Raw genomic sequence first — 19852 nt, forward strand, 5'->3', positions numbered from 1 at the left:
CAAAAATCTTGACAGACCCAAGTGATCCAGGACAAGAAAGTGACGATCTTCGTGTACACGATGAATACGTTCTTGATCATTTTATTTTATATGCTTTTGCTGGATAGCGCGGAGTATGTATATCCGATCCTGTTGAGCAGTACTCTGCTCATTCTTTATGTAGGCTACGAAGTATACAAATATCATCAATTTGTAAGCGAGATCGAGGACGGAGGGAAGAGTCCGGACTACGCCAAGCATGTCTCGAATCACAAAGACAAGCTTGTTTTTCAGACGCTCTCCAAACTCCATCGTCACTATAACGCAAGGCTTTATGATAACAAAGTCAAACAGAACAATAAAAATGCCTTGTTTTCACAATGGATCCACAACATGAAAACATCGGTTTCCGTCATCCACCTGGCTTGTGAAATCGGACTTGCGGAAAGAGAAAATGATGAGTATTTGGAAGACATCAAGGAAGAGAATGAAGGATTGAAAAAGAACCTGGAGGAAGCTCTGAACTTGCTTAGAATCGAAGAGTTTTCCAGGGATTTTATCGCTCAGCGCATGCCGTTGAAGCAACTCGTCTATCAAGCCTTGAACGAAAGAAGAAGAGAAATCAGGTATAAAGGAATCGAACCGATTGTGGATATACCGGAAGAATTTGAAATCTTGACCGATAAAAAATGGGCACAGTATATGCTTGAGCAAGTCCTGTCAAACGCCATCAAGTATTCCATAGCAGAGCGGAGCGAATCAATCATGATTCGCGCAAGAAAAGAACGGGACAAGGTGATTCTATCGATTATTGATGAGGGGATTGGGATTGACGAAAAGGATCTCCATCGCGTATTTGATCCATTTTTTACGGGAGATGGCGGGAGACGGGACAGAAATGCCACAGGAATCGGGCTTTATATGGTCAAGCTTATTTCGGATCGATTGGGACATCACATTCACATTCAATCACAAAAGAATAAAGGAACGACGGTCGACATCGGTTTTCTTTCAAAACTGTAAGACTTTGAGAGCAAAATCGATATTTTGTTATCCATTCCTCCTATAAACTTCTGCTTAGAACAGAACAAACGTTGCGTATTGGAGGTTTTCTTTCTGATGGAAGTATTAAAAGTAAATGACCTGTCAAAAGTGTACAACTCGTTTAAAGGAGCCAAAGAAGTTACGGCTTTGCATGGAATAAACCTCAGTGTGAGGAGAGGCGATTTTGTTGGCATTATGGGGCCGAGCGGTAGCGGCAAAACCACTTTGCTGAATTTGCTGTCTGGTATCGATCAATGCACGTCGGGAGAAATCTTTATCGAGGACAAAAACATCACAAACCTGTCGAAGGAGGAAATGGCGCTTTTTCGGAGGCACAGTGTAGGCTACGTATTTCAGGACTTTAACTTGCTGGACAGCCTGACGATCTCGGAAAACATCTCCCTTCCCTTGATACTGGACAAGATCGACCCGGCAACAATTAACGGAAAAGTTCAGGAGCTTGCAGCATTTTTCGAAATCGAGCATATCCAAAATAATTATCCTTATCATATATCGGGTGGACAAAAGCAAAGAGCAGCTGTAGCCAGAGCGTTGATCAATGACCCCGCCATCGTATTCGCCGATGAACCGACGGGAAATCTCGATTCAAAATCCTCCAAAAATATTATGAATACGCTGAAAAAGATCAATGAAGAAAGAAACAGCACGGTTTTCATGGTCAGTCATGACCCCTTTGCTGCGTCTTTTTGCAAAAGAATCATTTTTATCAAAGATGGAGCGATCAAGATGGAAATCGCATCGAGTGGCGACAGAAAGGAATTTTTTGACCGCATCCTGGAAGCTGAAAGCATGATTGGGGGAGAGCTCCAATGACGTTTTCCGCGATTGTATATAAAAATTTGAAGTACAACCTCGCCCGTTATATCTCCTTTTATCTCGTAAACAGTTTTATTGTCGCTGTTCTATTTATGTATGGAACCTTGTTTTTTAACGACAGCATCCCGGACAACACGAAAAGTGTGTTCAATTTTTCGTTTGTGGCGATCGTGCTGTTCTGTATCGTTTTTATCTCCTACACGCAAACGTATTTTGTAAAATTCCGAGGAAAAGAATTTGGCGTCTATTTGACATTGGGGATGACTGCCAGAGACCTCAAAAAGATGACGCGACGAGAAAATATCATCATTATCTCCATCTCATTGCTAACCGGAATTACGGCAGGATTGCTTTTTTCGAGGATGTTTTACCTGATTCTGGGCAAATTGCTGAAAACTATCGAATACAGCATCGGCTTTGATTCTTTTTTGCTGACGATCGGTGTCTTTTTGCCGATTTATATCATCAGCACATTTTTTACAGAGAGATATTTGACCAAACTGTCCATCATTGAAGTCATTCAATCCAGCTCGAAAAAAGAAGTAGCCACTGCCAATCCCTTCGTCGGCTTGGTATCTATCCTGTTATTTGGACTAGCCTTGTACCTATTGCCGAAAATTTACACGGATGAAATCTTTGATGGTAGCAAGGCGATGCTTGCGCTTTGTGCAATAGTGGTATTAGCTAGTCCATTCTTCATTTTCGGTACATTGATCAGCACATGCCAATTGTTCATTCGTAAATTTCCGAGGGTGTACAATAACAACTTGCTGGTTCTGTCTAATCTTGCACACCGTTTTTTATCCTACCGGACGATTCTTTACGTGGTTTCCCTCATGGTGTCACTGGGTGTTTTTCTGATCGGAGTCGGTTACACGATCCATAAAAATACCGTTACATTCAATGATTTGGAGAGACCGTATGACTTCATGTTCGTTGAAGATGGTATATACAATCATGTTTCGCCAGATGAGATGCGGGAAGTCATTGAAGATAGCGGCGGAAAGATCGAGAAATATGCGGTCTTGGAGTATCTTTCCTTACCGATTTACAAAATGAAGGATGGCAAAGTGAAAACGGGTGAGCGTACGTATTTCAACGGTGTCCTTGTTAGCGAAAGGAATTACAACAAGCATATGGCTGCAAACAAGGACGTAAAACAAGGCAGCATGCTGGATGTATTTCTTGATGGCGGAGAGATTCAAACGAAACCTGCTGAAGATGTCATGTTTTTGATGAATAAAAAAAGCGTGCAAAGCCCAGGCACATCATTCGATGAGGCGAATATAACAATGAGCTCTTCAGACTTCTTTCGTCAGGTCGACCCTGCCGATGTATTTACCGTCTCGAAAGATCGGATTCAAAGTGATATGGCTCAGTTTGCAAATTTAGAGTATACCAATGCGTATTCAACGTATCACATCTATGTAGTCGATGATGCAGACTATGAAATGATCCGCAGAAAGAGCGGCTATCCCGATACTTCCAAGTATCATTTGATCAACCTCGCCAGCGGTGATAAAAACAAGATATTTGCTGAGATGCTCCGCACTTTGCGGGAAGCGAATCACGCTGATGAGTCCATCTGGAAGGACAAAACCTTTTTGGGTGGACCGAAAAACGAAAGGACCTTGCTGGAAGCATATCGCCCTTTCTCCAAGGCCGAGAAAGTAGAAATAGATGTACAAATAAATGGCGTCTTTTACTTCTCCATGGCGTTTTTGGGAGCGTTGCTCCTGATCTCCTCAAGTATTGTGCTGTTCTATAAAATTGTTACAGATATTGCGGAAGAAACGCAGAGAATCACGATACTGAGAAAAATCGGGATCACCAACCGCGAGATGACGCAAAATCTGACGAAACAGTTGAAATTGATCTTTTCGGTACCAGCCATCTTTGGTGTTGCTATGGCTTTGTACTATATCGCATTGGTGAATACCAACTACTCAAAAATCCATTATACGATGCTGCAGGCGTTGTATGTGGTGGCCGTGTACCTTTTCTTGCAGGTTCTTTTTTACTTCGGGTTAAAGAGAAAGTATCTTTCCAGTCTAAACGACTAGTCAAATTCTGCCGTTCTGGCTGCCTGAAGAAGGCTCTTTCAACTTTCCAGCGTGAATGAAAGTTGAAAGAGTCTCTTGCTTATCTGCACTCTTCCTGTTCCCAAATAGCCAAGAGGGGTTCCTTACATCACCATGATTTGGTATGGGACTGCCTTTTTCCTATAGACAAGTGGAAACGAGAATGGTAGAAAAGAGAGAATAAGCAAGTCCTTTCGTTCAACGGGAGAGGGAAAGAGAAATAAATCCTGAGAAATTATCATAAGATGCAAGATGGCGTGAGCTTGAAGCCGGTTCCTCCTGTAGGGTCATTTACTCGGTCAAGTAGTCCGAATATTCAATTTTGCAGAAAGAAGGTGAAGCTTATGGATACACACGTGATGCCCGTCTTCGGACAATGGATGGCATTCGCACAATCTCCCCCTTATGCGTCCTGAAGAGGACAACCGAAAATAGGGGCTGACCACCCCAACACAACAGGGGGAACCAATCATGATAAAGAAGTTTTTTTCAAGCCCGGTAACGGTTCAGTATGCCGTTTTCATGCTGGGCCTGGCTGTGATGGGCTTTGGAATCGGGATGATGATCGAAGCGAAACTCGGTGTGGCTCCGTGGGATACATTGCACATTGGATTGCAAAAGACATTTGGACTGACCATCGGCAGTTGGTCGCAAATCGTTGGAGCGCTCATCATACTCGCGTCTTACGTAATCGGAAAGATCAGGCCAAACGTGGGCATGTTTTTAAACATGTTTTTCTTCGGGCTGTTCATTGACTTATTCTTGTGGCTGGAATGGATTCCTACCGGAGAAACCTTGACGGAGCGCGTCGTCTTGTTCGCGGGCGGGCTTCTGATCTATACGTTCGGAACAGGGATGTACATTTCGCCGCGAATCGGGGCCGGACCCCGCGACAGCTTTATGCTGGCGCTGCATGAACGAATGGGCTGGGGGATCGGCAAAGTCAGGGTCGGGATCGAATGTACAGTTGCGCTCGTGGGCTTTCTCTTGGGAGGGCCGGTTTCGATCGGTACACTGGTGACGGCAGTAGCGATCGGGCCGTTGATCAAGCAGTTTATCCCGATGTGGGAGCGAATGATGGCCGTCCCGTACGGAAGAGCGCCAAAGAAAACAGCGGTTTAACCTGGCACAAAGCAAAACCACCACGCAAGCATTTCGTTTCCGTGGTGGTTTTTTTAAAAATACGGTTTGATGGTCGAAAGGAGAGATGTACGATGAAAGTGGCAGCACTTTATGACATCCATGGCAATTTGCCAGCCCTACACGCTGTGTTGGATGAGCTTGAAGACGTGAAACCGGACTTGCTTGTCATTGGGGGAGATATCGTCTCTGGGCCAATGCCTGCACAGACGCTCGAGCGTCTTTTCCGGCTGGAAACAAAGGTCCGCTTCATACGTGGCAACTGTGATCGCGAAGTCGTCATGGCTTTTGACGGTGAGCCGCTTCGTCCCGGAATGTCAGCGAAGGGGCGTGAAAAGACGGAATGGGTCGCCAAACAGTTGACACGCGCTCAGCGCGATTTTTTGTCGCAGATGCCGCAACTGTTTGTCCAATATATCGAAGGGATTGGGGAGGTATTGTTCTGTCATGCGACCCCGCATAGCGACGAGGTGATTTTTACACCGCTCACGCAGCAGGAAAGGCTGGACGCTATCTTTCAGGGAGTTGAGCAAGGAACGGTTGTTTGCGGGCACACGCATATTCAGTTTGAACTGCTTGCCGGAAAAACTCGCGTCATCAATGCAGGAAGCGTGGGTATGCCCTATGCCGACCAGCCCGGTGCCTATTGGCTGCTGCTTGGCCCGAACGGATGCGAGTTTCGGCGGACGGCTTACGACGTAGAAGCGGCCGCAAGCGAAATTAGAAGAAGTGACGATCCACAAGCCCATGAGTTCGCAGAGGAGAATGTCGTCCAGGTCCCCACGGCTGCTCAAGCAATGGAAGTGTTTGAGCGTATGTCTGGATAGCCGCTTTTTTAGCGAGGCATGAAAGCGCAAAGGGGTGTGTCCGGCGCTGCACATTGAGCATTTTTTCGATAAGGCATTGATATCGGAATGGGAAGGGCTGCAAAAGCCAGACCCGGCGATTTTTCTTCGGGCGCTTGCAAAGCTTGGCGTTCCGGCAGAAGATGCTCTATTTGTAGGGGATCATCCGGAGAACGATGTCAGAGCCAGCCGGGCTGTCGGAATGAAGGCGGTTTGGAAGAGAAATGAACAGTTTGAAACTGTAGCAGAGGCGGATGCTGTCATTGACGATTTGGGGGAGCTAATCCATATTGTATGGCACGATCATGTTCACCCCTTATTTCCGTATAGATGATCACAAACGCCCAACCCTGCATTTGACATGCTGCCCCCTCCCATCAGGGGAAACCTATTCTTCCTGACGAGGGGGCTGGAGCATGCTTTGCAGCGCTTTTCCAAATAAATCGGGAGGAGCGGCGTTTTCCACAATAGAAGAAAAGATAGCCATGCCATTTTCCAGCGACAATAGAGTCCACGCCATTTCTTCCGCAGATAAAGACGCCTCGCAATGCTCCTTTGCCATCATTTCCTCGATTGTCTTTGAGAGTTGTTCTGCCGATTCCAAGATCATGCTCGACCACTTCTGGCGAACCGATTCCTCTCGCATCGCATATAAAAGAAATTCCATGTTCAGCATGCTCCAGGTCCGGGTTTGCTGTCTGGCTGAATGGAAATAGCGGTTCATCGTCTCATGAAAATGCTCAAGTGAAGGCTGTTGGCTAATAATTTTATGGATAGTGTGCACATGCAATTTCATTTGCTGTTCCAATATAGCAAGAAACAGCTCTTCCTTGGACTGAAAATGGGCGTAAACGGCTCCTTTGCTAAACCCGGCAAACTCCGCGATTTTATCGACAGAGGCCCCGTGAAAACCGAGCTGGGCAAAAGTCTTCGCTGCCGATTCCAGAAGCAATTGCCGTGTTTCCTGCTTGCGCTCCTCTTGGGTCAATCGTCGTCTCGTCACCGCTCGTCCTTCCTTTCTTGACTGCCGTCCCATATACTATTAATATACCGATTAGTATGTAAATTCCAATGAGTATATAAGGAAACATCTGTATTTTTCTACTTTAAATCGTTATTTGCAGCGTCTTTCGGGATAGTCATTTCCCATTTGGCAGGTACTGGTGTGTGCCAATTGTTTGAACTCGCAACATAATGAATGATAAATTGATATACTAGGTAGGAGTAAAAAGAGCTGGTCACATTTCGGGTAGATTAGAAAAGGAAGATAGGGAAAATGCAAAAGGACGAAAAAATCGATACGAACATACAACAAGCCCTCTCAACGGCTCCGAAACAGACATTGTCAAAGATTTTGGCGCAAACCGTGAAGACGGGGATTATCAAGTCGAATTTGATTCCGATGTTTGCGGGATTGACATTGGCCTTATATACGTACAAGATCAGCCCGTTTGAAAAGCTTCCGGAAATCATCTTGGCTTTCGTCGGTTCGAGTCTGGTAATGGGGGCGGCGGGGGCTTTTAATAACCTGTATGACCGCGACATTGACTCTGTGATGGAGAGGACCAAAAACAGACCTACTGTAACAGGGGAAATAGAGCCGAAGACGGTATTGTGGCTGGGGATTGTCATGACGATCCTGGGACTGGCGGCTCTCGCATGGACTACTCCGCTTGCGGCATTGCTGGGGTTTTTGGGACTGTTTTTTTATGTCGTCCCTTATACGATGTGGACGAAACGAAGGACGATCTACAATACAGAGGTGGGAAGCATCTCTGGAGCAGCTCCTCCGCTCATCGGGTGGGCAGCGATTCATCCGGATATCACGCATCCGGCGATCCTGGGCCTCTTTGTGATCATGGTAATTTGGCAAATGCCCCATTTCTATGCAATCGCGATCCGCAAGCACGATGAGTACAAGGCAGCGAAGGTTCCCATGCTGCCTGTAGTCAAGGGCGTCCGCAGAACCTATATCCAAACGAATGTGTATTTGGTCGTATTGATCGCGACCAGCTTTCTGCTTGGCTCGCTTAGCCTCGGACTGATGCTGGTGGCTCTTTTGTTGAGTGTCGCATGGCTGATTTTAAGTGTGTATGGCTATAAAAAAATGGACCCGGAGAAGTGGGCAAAATCGCTGTTCCTGTTTTCACTGCTGCACATGACCGTCTTGTTTTCTACCGTGATTCTCTATTCGCTGGTGGGCGTCTTTCTGGAATTGTAAGCATACCAGTCCGACAAATTCATATGTTGGCGGGTATTCGCAATGGCAAAGGCAGGCTCTGAAAAGGGGCTGTCTTTTTCTATTCCCGGATAAAAATTGAGCTGCCCGATATAAAGAGAAGGACTTAGGCAGCAGAATGGACAAATAGTAAGTATTCCCTGGCGGACTGCAACTATGGAAGGCAGCGGCTGCGCGAGCAACATGCCAGAGGGGATGCAAAAGAGTGGCTGATTCCCCCAGGCCAAATCCGCGCCCTTGATGGTTCGGCACAAGCCGTCGTACCAAAGCTGGGCGGCTTGTGCCTGTAGCCTTTCGTACAAGAGGCTGGATCGCCTATTTCGGCGCTTCTTTTCCCGCATCCTCGGATTCTTTGTCCAGATTGGTCCGAATGCCAATGATTGGACCTTGGGGAGGCGGGGCGATCACGCGGTCGGTCAACTGTTTAAAATCGGGCAAATGGTCCTCGCGGTGTGTGTCGATGGGGAACAATCCTCCTTTCATGTATGGACAATGAATTTGGACTTAGTATATCCAAAGCAAGGCTGTCCATTTAGAACAAAGGGAGAGTAGCTGGATTGTCGGTCTTCTTGTGGGGGCCAGTTAAGTACGGGAGGAAGACAATGAATATAAAAATAGCGGAACTGAAGGACGCTCACGGAGATTACCGCGTGGATAGCATCGATGGCAGCTTCCTCGTTGATTCCGAGCTTGTCCTATCCGTAACCGATGGGCGAATCGGGTATACAGTCAGAGAAGTGCCTGCTTATCAGAAAAGCTATTTGGAAGAGGAAGACGTGGACTATTCCGAATACATCGGCAATCCCGATCAAATCATCTATGTCGCACTGGCAGACGATAAAGTCGCGGGCCTGATTGTGTTGAAGCGGAATTGGAACCATTTCGCTTATATAGAAGACATCAAAGTAGACAAAAGCTGCAGAAGGTTTGGTATCGGCCGCAAATTAATCGAGCAGGCCGTGCTTTGGGCGAAGGCGGGCGGAATGGCCGGCATCATGCTGGAGACGCAAAGCAACAATGTAAACGCATGCAAATTTTACGAGAGCTGCGGCTTTGTCATAGGCGGCTTTGATTTTTTTGTGTATAAAGGCATTCCCGAAAGCAGCGGCGAGACTGCGCTGTACTGGTACCTTCATTTTGATCGGGAGCGAACAAATCGCCATGGAAAGGAATGAGAATATGGCTGTAGTGCCTTATTTTTCGCAATGGGAATCTCGGGAGCTGGTGCCGGATTTTTTGTCCGGGCGCATGCTTCCTGCCGATGACCCCCTGTGGCATCTGTCCGGCGCCTCCAACCGGGAGGAATATGCGACCTGGAGCGCTCACATCTGCGGCATGGCCTGCCTGAAAATGCTGCTCGCCCATCGGCAAAAGCAAATCATTCCAACCATCGAGTTAATGAAACAATGCCGGGAATACGGAGGGTATGTCGAGAACGGGGACGGGACGATCAAAGGCTTGTTCTACCGTCCCTTTGTTTCCTTTGTCGCGGACAAATTCGGGCTTGCAGCCGAGGTCAAGGAGCATACACCGATTGAAGAGATCGGCGAATTGCTCGATCAAGGCCAAGTCTTCTTTGCTTCTGTCCACCCGAGTATCCGCACGCCTGAGGTGACGCCGCCCCGGCAAGGCGGGCATCTGGTGTATGTATTTGGCGGCAATGCTCAAACCCGGGAGGTCGTTTTTCACAATCCATCCGGGGACACGCCCGCCAGTCAGGAAAATGTCCGGTTAAGCCTCGAGGTCTTCGCCCGTTTTTACGCCGGGCGGGGGGTATTGATCAAGCCTTCGCAATAAAGGTAATAGAAATGGATAGAGCTTCAGTTGATGCCTGAAACTCTATCCATTTTTTGTTTGTTTCAGCTAAACTTGTTTACTGCAAAATTCATACGGAGGGACAGTCCGGGATTTGCTCTCCGGCGCCAATGCGTCGGTCGCCTGCGTTTTTATTTCGCCAATTCCAGAGCTATGGCCGCGGAATCCGCTTCGGAGTACACATAGTCTGCGGCGGTCTGGCACTCGGTACCGTCCCAGCCTTTCTCCACAGCGATCCGGTAATAATGCTTGGCGCGCTCCTTCTCGCCGATCCGGTAGAACAGGCAGGCCGCATTCCAATACAGCGAGGCCATGCCGTCCCAGTCCCAGCCTTTGTCAAGGGCCTGGGCGTAGCTCCATGCGGCGCGGGCATAATCCTTTTGAGTGCCCACAGTCCCGTCTCCTTGCATGTAATAATTGCCGTTTACGAGAAAATTGTTCAGCGGATTCGTCCACCCGAACAGGACCGGGTATTCGGCAAGCGGCTTGAATCCGACAGAAAGGGCCGTTCGTCGAGAGGCTGCATTGCTGGACCAGCACTGCCAGCCTGCTCGTGTGAGGCCCCGTTTCCGGGCCAGTGCGAGAGCGCCTGCGGCTGTCTTTTTGGCCCAGCCTTTTTCCCGGTAGCCTTCTGCGGTTTCAACGCCCAGCTCGCACTCGCTGCCGACCACCCAATCTGTCAGGCACCAGCTGACAATGACCGGTCCTCGCTCTGTTTCCTCAATGCCGACGCATCCGAAACCTTTGTCTAGAAATGCCTCCAGCGAAGGCCATTGGTTCGAGATTTCCTCCAAAACGTCGTCCACACCGATGCAATCCTCGCGTGCCAGCAGCTTTTGATCCACAGGGATGACACCGTCGGCAAGCGGTGCATCCGTGTTGCCCAGATCGTGAGAAAAGGTCATTCTGCCGCTTTTCATCGCGTACAGATCTTTCATCACGATATCCATTTTCGCTTCCCACAGCGGGCTTTGCGGGTAATAGACGACATAGTCCAGCACATCGTCGGTGTCAAGCTTGGGAAAAATCTCATGGCGTAACAGGCTGTTCATCTCCCGTAAAAACAGATCATTATCGGGATTGCCGCCCAGATATATTCCTTCTGTGCTTGCCACCATGGCCGTAGCAGAATCATCCGCCATAAAAATTCGGCCGGGTATGAGGCCACGGATCACTCCGTGAATACACAAGTGGTTCTTGCAATCCTGAAAAATGTCCAGGGCCTTTGTATAGTTTTTGCTTTGCAGCTCCATGAAGCAAAACCTCCTTTTGTTTGGGAAAAGCATAAAATCGCATAACGGCTAAAACGCTGTTCCATGACGGCAACTGCCTTGCTTGCGCATCGCCCGGATTTTGATAAAATCGCGGCCTTTTCGTTCCGTAATCTCTGCGTACGCCTGTTTTTGGGCGCAAAAAGACCGCAGACAACGCCTGCGGTCTCTATCGGCCTATTGTTGCCGGGTTTATCTGCAAAGCAAATAAACCCCCTTTTTATAGGAGCCATGAGCAGCGATATCCTTATAAAACTGCAGAGGAAGCACCATCTGCACTATTTAGTTCATCATCATTCCATAAGGAAAATAAGCCCGGCGTTTCATGCCAATCATTCCCTTCAAAAGCGAGATGCCATTAGAATAACGCAAATGGATTGCAGATACAACCTGTATTTTCCAAAAAAGGGTACAGCTTCAGGCTTACAGCAGCAAAGATGGTCTGGAATGAAAATGATCCTTTTTCCCTTGAAGAAAGACAATGCACCGGGCGATTTGTTCGACCCCGCGGCCAATCTGCTCCTCGCTCACCTGGGAGATGCAGAGGCGCAGCATATTTTCCTGGCGATATTCAGGCAAAAACATGCGCACCGCGTCATCGACGTAGACATTTGCCCGGAGCAGCAAATCGGCCATCCGCCCGGCCTTCACATGTTCAGGGAGAGAGACGGCCAGATAAAAACCGGAAGTCGGCCTGGAGATGGAAGCGCCGGGGGGCAAGTGGATGTCGCAGGCTTCTTGAAGCAGCTTCATCTTTCGTTGATAAAGCTTTTTTATTCTTTTGATGTGTCCCTGGAACATGCCGCTCTTCAAATAAATTTCCAAGGCTCCTTGAGAAAGTGCGGAGCTGTTGAAATCTGCACTGAATTTATGGCGCGAAAATGTGTGGATCATGAGCTTGGGCAGGACGACGGCGGCAAGTCTTAGTCCGGGCAGCATGATTTTCGAAAAGCTTTTGAGATAGATCACTCGCCCGGAAGGATCGTAGGAGAACATGGGGTCATGCCTGGGGTTCGGATCAAGATCGCCCAGAAAATCATCCTCAACGATGTACACATCGTATTTTTGCGCCAGCTTCACAATCTGTTTTTTCTCTTCATTTGTATAGCTGTGACCAAGCGGATTGTGAAACCGCGGGACGGTATAAAAAAATTTGATGTCATTGTTTCGGAACATATATTCCAAACGGTCGAGATCAAGTCCTTTCATTGTCCGTTCGATGCCCAATGCCGTGGCGCTCTGAAGCTCCACTGCCTCGATAAACCCGAAGTAGGTTGGCTGTTCCATAAGGATATTCCTTTTGCCGTTGGGAAATGGCATAGACACCAGCAGATGGAGAGCCTGCTGCGCTCCCGACGTGATGAAAAGCCTCTCCGGGTCTGTAAACACCTGCAGATTTTGCAAGTATTTGATGAGCTGGAGGCGCAGGGAATAAAAGCCTTGGCGATCGGAATAACTGAACAGCTCTTCTTTGTAAATGTCGATGGCCTGGTTGATGCAATGCTGAAACTCAATGTAAGGCATCGCTTCCCTGTCCGGACCGGCGGAATAAAAATCAACCTTTTTGTTTGCAAGCTCATCATGCGGCGAGCGGTATTCGTTCACCACATAGTACCCGCTTTTCGGAACGGAATACACCAGATGCTCTTTTTCCAACTCGCTGTAAGCCTGAATGACGGTATTTTTGCTGCAGGAAAATCGGTCGGCCAGCATGCGGACCGAGGGAAGCTTGCTTCCGGGACCGATTGTTCCGTTTGCCACCTGCTGCTTGATTACGCTCATAATCATCTCGTATTTTGCGGCCACAAGGTAAACCTCCCGATTCTGTACCAGGACAGATGAGGAAAAGCGCGATTTCAATCGCTGTCTGTCTCCCCTATAGTGTAATTATTCTGACATGTCTTTGGAAGCAATGTATAAAAATTTGGAGTGGTACAGTTCATTTATTTCGCTTGCAGCTTGGGCAAACGGGGGACAGATGCCTGACCCCCGGCTGCGAGCAAAAAGTGGGGGATTGTCATGCTGGGAGAAAAACAGGAAAAGAAAGAACGGCTAGGGTTGTTGCTCGGTGTAATCGGGGTGTTTTGCTTTAGTTTAACGCTTCCGACCACGCGAATAGCGGTCGAATATTTCGGCCCCACTGTTGTCGGGCTGGGAAGAACGGTGATCGCTTCGGTCCTGGTTGCGATTGTCTTATTGATTCGGAGGGAGAAGCTTCCGTCTGCCAAACAGTTTAAAGGACTGATTGTCGTCGCTCTCGGTGCTGTCCTGGGCTTTCCTTTACTCACATCCTGGGCGATGGAGAGATTGCCTGCTTCTCACGGAGCCGTAGTCGTCGCCTTGTTGCCATTGGCTACTGCAGGCTGCGCCATGCTTCGCGCAAGAGAGCTTCCTTCCTTCAAGTATTGGGTGGCCAGTGTGGTAGGCTTTCTGGCGGTTATCGCGTACGCCTTCCACCTCGGATTCGGCCAATTGCAGTATGCGGATTTCGCGCTGCTTGCGGCAGTCATCCTCCTCGCCTTCAGCTATGCCGAGGGAGGGCTGCTGGCACGGGACTTGGGCGCTTGGCAGGTAATAGCCTGGGCACTAGTCATTGCGGTTCCGTTTATCGTCGTCCCTGTCCTGATGAACGTCACAGGGGAAATACTGCATGCCCCCCTGAAAGCCTGGATCAGTTTTATCTACCTTGCCGTCGTCAGTCAGTTTTTGGCATACGTAGCGTGGTATAGCGGCCTTGCCATGGGGGGAATTTCGCGGGTGAGCCAGATGCAGTATTTGCAGCCCTTTTTGATGATTCTGTTCTCCGCTCTTTTGTTGAACGAATCGATCACGCTTTTCACGATAGCAACCTCTGTCATTGTCGTGCTTTCCGTAATGGTAGGGAAGAATGCGCCCGTGAGAAAGGTTCAGGCCACATCACATTCCAAATCGATGAAATAGTCGGCAGAGGGAGCGGGGCTTGTGCGATTGGTTCAAACAGAAACCGGGCAAAACCCGGGCAAAACCCTGGTAAAACGAAGACCAAATCGCGGAAGCCCCGGTGCATTGCTTGTTATCAGCCGCTTTTTGTGAGCGGCATGATACCTAGCCTATGTGTCTGTTCTATTTTCAGGCCGCGTTTTCTTTTGCTGCAACGGACCTCAGTACACCGCTGCTTGCCCACAAGAGCAGCGAAAGGGCGAAGCATATCGCTGTAAACCTGCTGTGGCAATTCCCATCGCCTTCATGATGTTTTGAGGGGAACAAGCGCGGGGATAGCCGCCCAGACCTGCGGGGTGACGAAAGCGGCAGAAATCCCTGCCAGCGCCCGAAACAGGATCATCGACCAAAAGCCCGTGAATAGGTCAGAAAGGAATAACAATGATGAAGAAACTGTATGTTTACCTTCTTGCATTCGGCGTTTTTTTCACAGCGACTTCTGAACTGGTGGTATCCGGAATCCTGAATGTCATCGCCGAAGAATTGCATATATCCACCGCTCTGGCGGGGCAGCTGATCACCGCTTATTCGCTCGCGTTTGCGATTGGAACCCCGATCATTGTGTCGTTTACGTCCCGTATGGAGCGCAAACAGGTTCTGGTTGGTTCACTTGCTGTGTTTATCCTCGGGTGTCTCGTCTCGTTTGCTAGCGCCCAGTATGCGACCCTGATGGTATCTCGAATGATCCTGGGTGCAAGCTCGGGCGTATATCTTGTCGTCGCACTCGGCTCTGTCGCAAAACTGGTGCCTGCCGATAAAATGGGCGGCGCGATTGGAACGGTCATCCTTGGGTTCAGCAGTGCGATGGTATTGGGAGTGCCGATCGGGATAGCCATTGCCGGCTGGCTTGGCTGGCAAGCCATTTTTCTCATATTGGGCCTCTTCAGTCTGCTTGTCATGGTTGTCATTTTCCGCAGGTTCCCCAAGATTGAGGGAGACGCTCCCGTTTCGTTCAAAGACCAGTTTAAGGTACTGGGGAATCTCGTCATCGTAAGCGGTTTGTTCCTGACTTTTTTCAGGGAATCGGGAAATTCCGTCATGTTTACGTATTTGACGCCGTTTTTGCAGTCCATTTTGCAGATGAAGCTCTCTACGGTCGGTATGCTGATGCTCGTGTTTGGCATATTTGGCGTGATCGGGTCGCAATTGGGCGGATTTGTCGTCGACAAGTGGGGAGTTGTTCGGATGATTTTGATCGGATTGGCTGTTCATGTGGTATCATTGGCGCTCTTGCCTCTGTTTTCCTCATTGCCGGCAATCGGTTGCCTCCTGATAGCCGTCATCGTGCTTGCCATGTTTACGACCGCTCCTGCGATTCAAACGTTCTTTATTCAGCAGGCTCCTCAGTCAGCGAATCTTGTACTTTCCTTGCAAACATCGATCATTCATTTGGGATTGGCGGCTGGAGCGGGAGCAGGGGGAGTCATGGTCAATGCGGCTTCAACCGTCCTTTACAATCCGTGGCTGGCGAGCTTGATTGTAGGGCTCGGATTGGTTGCCGCCCTCGCTTGTGTTTCACTGAGCGGGAGAAATGATGCAAAGCCGGCTCAAAATTAAAAATATAGATGATCAAAACTTCCCTGACCGCCGATGTCAGGGAAGCTGTTTTATGATGGCTACATACTGATGCAGACGATGGGTTTCCGAAAAAGGGAGGAACTATTATGGAAAAGCTTGTATTCAATATGTACGACTACCATGTATGGGCAAATCAAACCATTTTCAATCACTTAAAACAACTGCCCCAAGACGTATACACGATGGAGATGCAAAGCGTCTTTCCTTCCGTTTCAAAAGTAATGTCCCATATTTATATGGTCGATCACTGTTGGTATGACATTCTTTCCGGCAAAAGCATGAATGAAGCGCTGGCATCTGCCAATCAGCTGATAGAACAGGCGGAAGCCAAAAGCATCGAGGAGCTGGACGCGTTGTTTTCAGACTTGTCGGAGCGGTACAAAGCATTTTTCAGCAGGCAGGACAACATGGACCAGACGATCGAGCTTGACAATCCATATGCAGGGTTCCGGAAAACGAGCTATGCCGAAATTGTTTTGCAGGTCGTAAACCATGGCACGTATCATCGCGGCAATATTTCCGCCATGCTGCGGCAAATCGGCCACGCCTCGGTCATGACAGAATTTGCGCTTTTTTGGTACGCGAAGCAGGACGAATAGGTTGATCGAGTTTGGCGGCAGCGTTTAGACGGCTGCGTTTGACTGGTGCATATGACAAGCTCCGGCGTGTTTGCCACTTCCGGCATTTGGGGAGGAAGCGGCCAACAGAAAAATGTAATGCAATTCCTTTGAAGGTCGACCGGATTGTACCGGTTGACCGTTTGCTTTTCTGGAAATGAGCATACAAATTTTGGGTTAGAATATTCTGAATAGTGTGTTGTACGTGCTTTTGAGGAAGCTTATAATAAAATCCTAGCCAACGGAACAAGAACAAATGCTGCTCGATACTGTCGTACAAAAAACGTCGCTATCGATTGATATTCTTCTTTTCCAACTGACAAAAAACTCGCGGAGAGGGGAGGTGCCTGAATGGCAGCAGAGCAGCTACGCAGGCTGGTCGACGAGATTCAGATGGAGGTCATCGAATGGCGCAGGTATTTGCACCGGTATCCAGAGCTGTCCTACCAGGAGGAAAAAACAGCCCAGTTCGTCTGCGACACACTCACCTCATTTGGAGGATTGGAACTGTCCAGGCCGACCCAAACAAGCGTAATGGCCCGTTTGCGCGGAGCACGGCCGGGACCGGTCATCGCCATTCGGGCCGATATGGATGCCCTGCCGATTGCGGAGGAAAACACGTTTGATTTTGTCTCGCAAAATCCTGGCGTCATGCATGCCTGCGGTCATGACGGCCATACGGCAATGCTGCTGGGCACGGCCAAAATACTGTCCGGAAGCAAAAGCTGGCTGAACGGTGAGGTCCGTTTTCTCTTTCAGCACGCGGAAGAGTCGCCGCCGGGCGGGGCAGAAGAGATGGTTCGTGCAGGAGTGCTGGACGGAGTAGACATGATCGTCGGCGCCCATCTATGGTCCCCTTTGGAATACGGCAAAATTGGTATTCTCTACGGTCCGGCTATGGCCGCTGGCGATTCTTTTACGATCAGGATTCATGGAAAAGGCGGCCACGCTGCAATGCCCCATCTGTCCGTTGACAGTATCGCGGTTGCCGCCCAAGTCGTCAGCAACCTCCAGCAGATCGTTTCCCGCAATACCGATCCGTTGGAAACGCTGGTTCTGTCGATTACGAAGTTTCAGGCTGGAACGGCTTTTCATGTCATCCCCGGCACGGTCGAAATTTTGGGGACGGTGCGGTATTTTCAGCCTGAGTTTCGCGAACAAGTCCCTCCGCTGATGGAGCGTATCGTAAAAGGGATCGCGGAAGCCCACGGCGCTTCTTATGAATTCCGCTACGATTTTGGATACCGGGCAGTCATAAACGATGAGGAGGTGACCAGGCAGGCAGAAGCTGCTGTACGAGAGTATTGCGGAGAAAATGCGATCGAACGGATGGCACCGGTTATGGCAGCGGAAGACTTTTCTTCATTCCAGCAGAAAACCCCCGGCTGCTTTCTCTTGATCGGGGCAGGCAACAAAGAGAAGGGCATCACTTTTCCCCATCATCATCCGCGCTTTACGATTGATGAGGATGCCTTGGCCGTAGGGGTCGGCATATTTGCCCGGCTCGTTGAGAGACTGTGCCTTGCTTCCTGACAACTGCCGAATAGGAGGTGGATTCATGCCAATAGTACAGATTCAGGTATTGGAAGGAAGAGACAAACAGCAAATCGCCCGATTGATCGCGAGTGTCACCGAAGCTGTCGTCGAAAGCCTGGAGGTCAGACCTGAACAGGTGCGCGTAATTGTGTCCGAAGTTCCGCCCACGCACTGGGGTGTTGGCGGCGTCACCAAAGAGAAGCAATCTTGAGTTCACATTAGATGCTGCAAACGAAGCATGAAAAGATGAAAGGAGGGCCTTATCGCGAATTCAACGTTACCCGTGACCAAATGCTTTGCCGAAGAGCTCTACGCCCGGAAGATCATGTGCAATGAATTTCGCGAAAAGTTCGGAAATACGTGCAGTGTGGTTGCCTAGCGTTTGGAAAAAGGGGGAGCTGCGATGTCGGAGAAGAACGTTCATTTTCAAGATATTATGGAGCGGGAGAAAGGGCTGCAGCGCGGGTTGACGACCCGCCAGCTCACGATGATTGCCATCGGCGGAGCGATCGGAACCGGGCTCTTTCTCGGAAGCGGGATGGCAATCGGCTTCGCCGGTCCCGGTGTCATCGTCAGCTATCTGATCGGCGCAGTCATTGCTCTGCTATTGATGGGCTGCCTGGCTGAAATGACGGTCGCTCATCCCACCACAGGCTCATTCGGAGCACACGCCGAGCGGTATATCAACCCGTGGGCTGGCTTTACAGTCCGGTATTCGTACTGGTTCAGCCTGGTGTGTGCGGTCGGAACCGAGGTATCAGCGATGTCCGTCTACATGAAATACTGGTTTCCCGCTGTGCCGGGAGTTGTCTGGATTTTGATTTTCTCCGCCGTCCTCATTTATGTAAACGCAACCAGTGTCAATTTGTTCGGTACTGTTGAATACTGGTTCTCTATGATTAAAGTAACGGCTATTATCCTGTTTATCGTATTGGGAGCCTTTGTCGTATTCGGGAGCAGCAGCCATCCGGAAATGGGCATCCAGAATCTCACGGCCAACGGCGGGTTTTTCCCCAATGGATTCTGGGGCATGTGGATTGCCATTTTCATCTCGCTGTTCAGCTACCTCAGCATCGAAATGATCGCGGTCAGCGCCGGGGAAGCAAAGGAACCGGAGAAGGCCGTACCCATCGCATTAAAATCAGCTGTTGTCCGGCTGGTGCTCTTCTACATCCTGACGCTTGCCCTGATGCTGATGATCGTGCCCTGGAACGAGACGGGAAGCGATCGGAGCCCATTTGTAAAGGTGTTCGAGCTCATCCACATTCCGGGCGCAGCAGGAATTATGAACTTCGTCGTCCTGACGGCAGCTCTCTCGGCAATGAACAGCCAGCTGTATATCTCGACCCGGATGGTATTCTCGCTGTCCCGTGGAGGCTTTGCCCCGAAAAAATTGGGCGAACTGAGCAAAAAAGGCGTTCCGGTAAAGGCGCTTGCTTTGTCTACGATCGGGATTGCAATTGCGACGATCGTAGGCATGGTGGTGCCGGACAGCTCCTTTGCCGTCATGATCTCGCTTTCCAGCTTCGGTGCGATGTTCGCCTGGTTCATGGTATTCGTGACGCACCTGTTCTTCCGCCGGAAATGGGAGCAAATGGGGGGGCGAAAGCTGCCCGTGAGGATGATCGGCTATCCGTATTTGAGTGTCCTGGGAGCCGTTTTGCTTGCGTCTGTCGTCTTGTCGACCTGGTTTCAGCCGGAGTTTAAGGACACGCTGAGGCTCGGTTTTCCGTGGCTGATCCTGATCACGATTTGTTACTTTATTTGGAAGAAGGCCAATCCGACAGCCTTTCAGCAACCGACAGATCCAATAGACAAAGAGATCTCGTCGTAGCAGTTGCCCGGATACGCTAGAGCCATCCAGCGCTGCGTGCCATCCAGCGCTGCGTGC

At 49.4% G+C, this 19852-nt stretch carries 19 protein-coding genes and 1 pseudogene; 15 read left to right on the forward strand and 5 right to left on the reverse strand.

The annotated features are described in order from the left end of the window. Window positions 1-72: 72 nt before the first annotated feature. The 6 genes from EDM54_RS07695 to EDM54_RS07720 all read left to right on the forward strand — a co-directional run bounded on the left by EDM54_RS07695 (window position 73) and on the right by EDM54_RS07720 (window position 6260). The gene (locus EDM54_RS07695) at window positions 73-1002 is read left to right on the forward strand and encodes a sensor histidine kinase (protein WP_221175477.1); all 930 of its coding nucleotides are present in this window, start codon (window positions 73-75) and stop codon (window positions 1000-1002) included. Window positions 1003-1098: 96 nt separating this feature from the next. After that, on the forward strand, window positions 1099-1857 hold the full coding sequence (locus EDM54_RS07700; protein ID WP_024984229.1) for an ABC transporter ATP-binding protein: 759 nt from the start codon (window positions 1099-1101) through the stop codon (window positions 1855-1857). 95 nt (window positions 1858-1952) lie between these two features. Continuing rightward, entirely contained in the window at window positions 1953-3923 is a 1971-nt protein-coding gene (locus tag EDM54_RS07705; protein ID WP_311135372.1) for an ABC transporter permease, read from the forward strand. 489 nt (window positions 3924-4412) lie between these two features. After that, window positions 4413-5063, forward strand: coding sequence for a YczE/YyaS/YitT family protein (locus tag EDM54_RS07710; RefSeq protein WP_039071345.1), 651 nt, complete (start codon window positions 4413-4415; stop codon window positions 5061-5063). A gap of 92 nt (window positions 5064-5155) precedes the next feature. After that, the gene (locus tag EDM54_RS07715; RefSeq protein WP_039071344.1) at window positions 5156-5908 is read left to right on the forward strand and encodes a metallophosphoesterase family protein; all 753 of its coding nucleotides are present in this window, start codon (window positions 5156-5158) and stop codon (window positions 5906-5908) included. 34 nt (window positions 5909-5942) lie between these two features. Next, window positions 5943-6260, forward strand: a complete 318-nt coding sequence (locus EDM54_RS07720) for an HAD family hydrolase (RefSeq protein WP_081924473.1) — start codon at window positions 5943-5945, stop codon at window positions 6258-6260. A gap of 54 nt (window positions 6261-6314) precedes the next feature. On the opposite strand, the gene EDM54_RS07725 is transcribed toward EDM54_RS07720, so the two are convergent. After that, window positions 6315-6929 (reverse strand): TetR/AcrR family transcriptional regulator, encoded by a 615-nt coding sequence (locus EDM54_RS07725; protein WP_003392858.1) that lies wholly within the window; start codon window positions 6927-6929, stop codon window positions 6315-6317. A 273-nt stretch (window positions 6930-7202) separates the two neighbouring features. Here EDM54_RS07725 and cyoE point away from each other — a divergent pair, with 273 nt between their 5' ends. After that, window positions 7203-8147, forward strand: a complete 945-nt coding sequence (gene cyoE, locus EDM54_RS07730) for a heme o synthase (protein WP_003392856.1) — start codon at window positions 7203-7205, stop codon at window positions 8145-8147. 333 nt (window positions 8148-8480) lie between these two features. On the opposite strand, the gene EDM54_RS26405 is transcribed toward cyoE, so the two are convergent. Continuing rightward, complete coding sequence (locus tag EDM54_RS26405; RefSeq protein ID WP_003392854.1) at window positions 8481-8636, reverse strand: hypothetical protein; 156 nt, start codon at window positions 8634-8636, stop codon at window positions 8481-8483. Window positions 8637-8767: 131 nt separating this feature from the next. On the opposite strand from EDM54_RS26405, the gene EDM54_RS07735 reads away from it, so the two are divergent. Beyond that, window positions 8768-9340: a GNAT family N-acetyltransferase gene (locus tag EDM54_RS07735; RefSeq protein ID WP_003392852.1), complete on the forward strand. Its 573-nt coding sequence runs from the start codon at window positions 8768-8770 to the stop codon at window positions 9338-9340. Next, on the forward strand, window positions 9327-9962 hold the full coding sequence (locus tag EDM54_RS07740; protein WP_122958022.1) for a C39 family peptidase: 636 nt from the start codon (window positions 9327-9329) through the stop codon (window positions 9960-9962). The genes EDM54_RS07735 and EDM54_RS07740 overlap by 14 nt, the downstream gene beginning before the upstream one ends. Window positions 9963-10111: 149 nt before the next feature. On the opposite strand, the gene EDM54_RS07745 is transcribed toward EDM54_RS07740, so the two are convergent. Together EDM54_RS07745 and EDM54_RS07750 are read right to left on the reverse strand one after the other, a co-directional pair. Next, window positions 10112-11233, reverse strand: a complete 1122-nt coding sequence (locus EDM54_RS07745) for a GNAT family N-acetyltransferase (RefSeq protein WP_122958023.1) — start codon at window positions 11231-11233, stop codon at window positions 10112-10114. 441 nt (window positions 11234-11674) lie between these two features. After that, window positions 11675-13057: an aminotransferase-like domain-containing protein gene (locus EDM54_RS07750; protein WP_122958024.1), complete on the reverse strand. Its 1383-nt coding sequence runs from the start codon at window positions 13055-13057 to the stop codon at window positions 11675-11677. 213 nt (window positions 13058-13270) lie between these two features. On the opposite strand from EDM54_RS07750, the gene EDM54_RS07755 reads away from it, so the two are divergent. Continuing rightward, on the forward strand, window positions 13271-14191 hold the full coding sequence (locus EDM54_RS07755; protein ID WP_024984223.1) for a DMT family transporter: 921 nt from the start codon (window positions 13271-13273) through the stop codon (window positions 14189-14191). A 254-nt stretch (window positions 14192-14445) separates the two neighbouring features. Here EDM54_RS07755 and EDM54_RS27330 read toward each other — a convergent pair. Next, a pseudogene (locus EDM54_RS27330) lies at window positions 14446-14594 on the reverse strand (MFS transporter); the annotation flags it as partial. Between the two features lie 20 nt (window positions 14595-14614). Here EDM54_RS27330 and EDM54_RS07760 point away from each other — a divergent pair. From EDM54_RS07760 to EDM54_RS07780, 5 genes are all read left to right on the forward strand, one after another. Beyond that, entirely contained in the window at window positions 14615-15787 is a 1173-nt protein-coding gene (locus tag EDM54_RS07760) for an MFS transporter (RefSeq protein ID WP_122958025.1), read from the forward strand. Window positions 15788-15894: 107 nt separating this feature from the next. Continuing rightward, window positions 15895-16407, forward strand: coding sequence for a DinB family protein (locus EDM54_RS07765; protein ID WP_003392842.1), 513 nt, complete (start codon window positions 15895-15897; stop codon window positions 16405-16407). A 369-nt stretch (window positions 16408-16776) separates the two neighbouring features. Then, window positions 16777-17958 carry a M20 family metallopeptidase gene (locus tag EDM54_RS07770; RefSeq protein ID WP_003392840.1) on the forward strand — a complete coding sequence of 394 codons (1182 nt, stop codon included), beginning with the start codon at window positions 16777-16779 and terminating at the stop codon, window positions 17956-17958. Between the two features lie 25 nt (window positions 17959-17983). Next, complete coding sequence (locus tag EDM54_RS07775) at window positions 17984-18172, forward strand: 4-oxalocrotonate tautomerase (RefSeq protein ID WP_003392838.1); 189 nt, start codon at window positions 17984-17986, stop codon at window positions 18170-18172. Window positions 18173-18364: 192 nt separating this feature from the next. Beyond that, window positions 18365-19795 carry an amino acid permease gene (locus EDM54_RS07780; protein WP_003392836.1) on the forward strand — a complete coding sequence of 477 codons (1431 nt, stop codon included), beginning with the start codon at window positions 18365-18367 and terminating at the stop codon, window positions 19793-19795. Window positions 19796-19852: the final 57 nt, after the last annotated feature.

The organism is Brevibacillus borstelensis (genome assembly GCF_003710865.1).
Classification (GTDB): Bacteria; Bacillota; Bacilli; order Brevibacillales; family Brevibacillaceae; genus Brevibacillus; species Brevibacillus borstelensis.

What these genes read in the sequence shown, in the direction of transcription:
- EDM54_RS07775 (WP_003392838.1), top strand. Translation starts at nt 17,984, where the DNA reads ATGCCAATAGTACAGATTCAGGTATTGGAAGGAAGAGACAAACAGCAA.
- EDM54_RS07715 (WP_039071344.1), top strand. Translation starts at nt 5,156, where the DNA reads ATGAAAGTGGCAGCACTTTATGACATCCATGGCAATTTGCCAGCCCTA.
- EDM54_RS07745 (WP_122958023.1), bottom strand. Translation starts at nt 11,233, where the DNA reads ATGGAGCTGCAAAGCAAAAACTATACAAAGGCCCTGGACATTTTTCAG.
- EDM54_RS07770 (WP_003392840.1), top strand. Translation starts at nt 16,777, where the DNA reads ATGGCAGCAGAGCAGCTACGCAGGCTGGTCGACGAGATTCAGATGGAG.
- EDM54_RS07765 (WP_003392842.1), top strand. Translation starts at nt 15,895, where the DNA reads ATGGAAAAGCTTGTATTCAATATGTACGACTACCATGTATGGGCAAAT.
- EDM54_RS07755 (WP_024984223.1), top strand. Translation starts at nt 13,271, where the DNA reads ATGCTGGGAGAAAAACAGGAAAAGAAAGAACGGCTAGGGTTGTTGCTC.
- cyoE (WP_003392856.1), top strand. Translation starts at nt 7,203, where the DNA reads ATGCAAAAGGACGAAAAAATCGATACGAACATACAACAAGCCCTCTCA.
- EDM54_RS07760 (WP_122958025.1), top strand. Translation starts at nt 14,615, where the DNA reads ATGAAGAAACTGTATGTTTACCTTCTTGCATTCGGCGTTTTTTTCACA.
- EDM54_RS07700 (WP_024984229.1), top strand. Translation starts at nt 1,099, where the DNA reads ATGGAAGTATTAAAAGTAAATGACCTGTCAAAAGTGTACAACTCGTTT.
- EDM54_RS07735 (WP_003392852.1), top strand. Translation starts at nt 8,768, where the DNA reads ATGAATATAAAAATAGCGGAACTGAAGGACGCTCACGGAGATTACCGC.
- EDM54_RS07780 (WP_003392836.1), top strand. Translation starts at nt 18,365, where the DNA reads ATGTCGGAGAAGAACGTTCATTTTCAAGATATTATGGAGCGGGAGAAA.
- EDM54_RS07740 (WP_122958022.1), top strand. Translation starts at nt 9,327, where the DNA reads ATGGAAAGGAATGAGAATATGGCTGTAGTGCCTTATTTTTCGCAATGG.
- EDM54_RS07705 (WP_311135372.1), top strand. Translation starts at nt 1,953, where the DNA reads ATGTATGGAACCTTGTTTTTTAACGACAGCATCCCGGACAACACGAAA.
- EDM54_RS07710 (WP_039071345.1), top strand. Translation starts at nt 4,413, where the DNA reads ATGATAAAGAAGTTTTTTTCAAGCCCGGTAACGGTTCAGTATGCCGTT.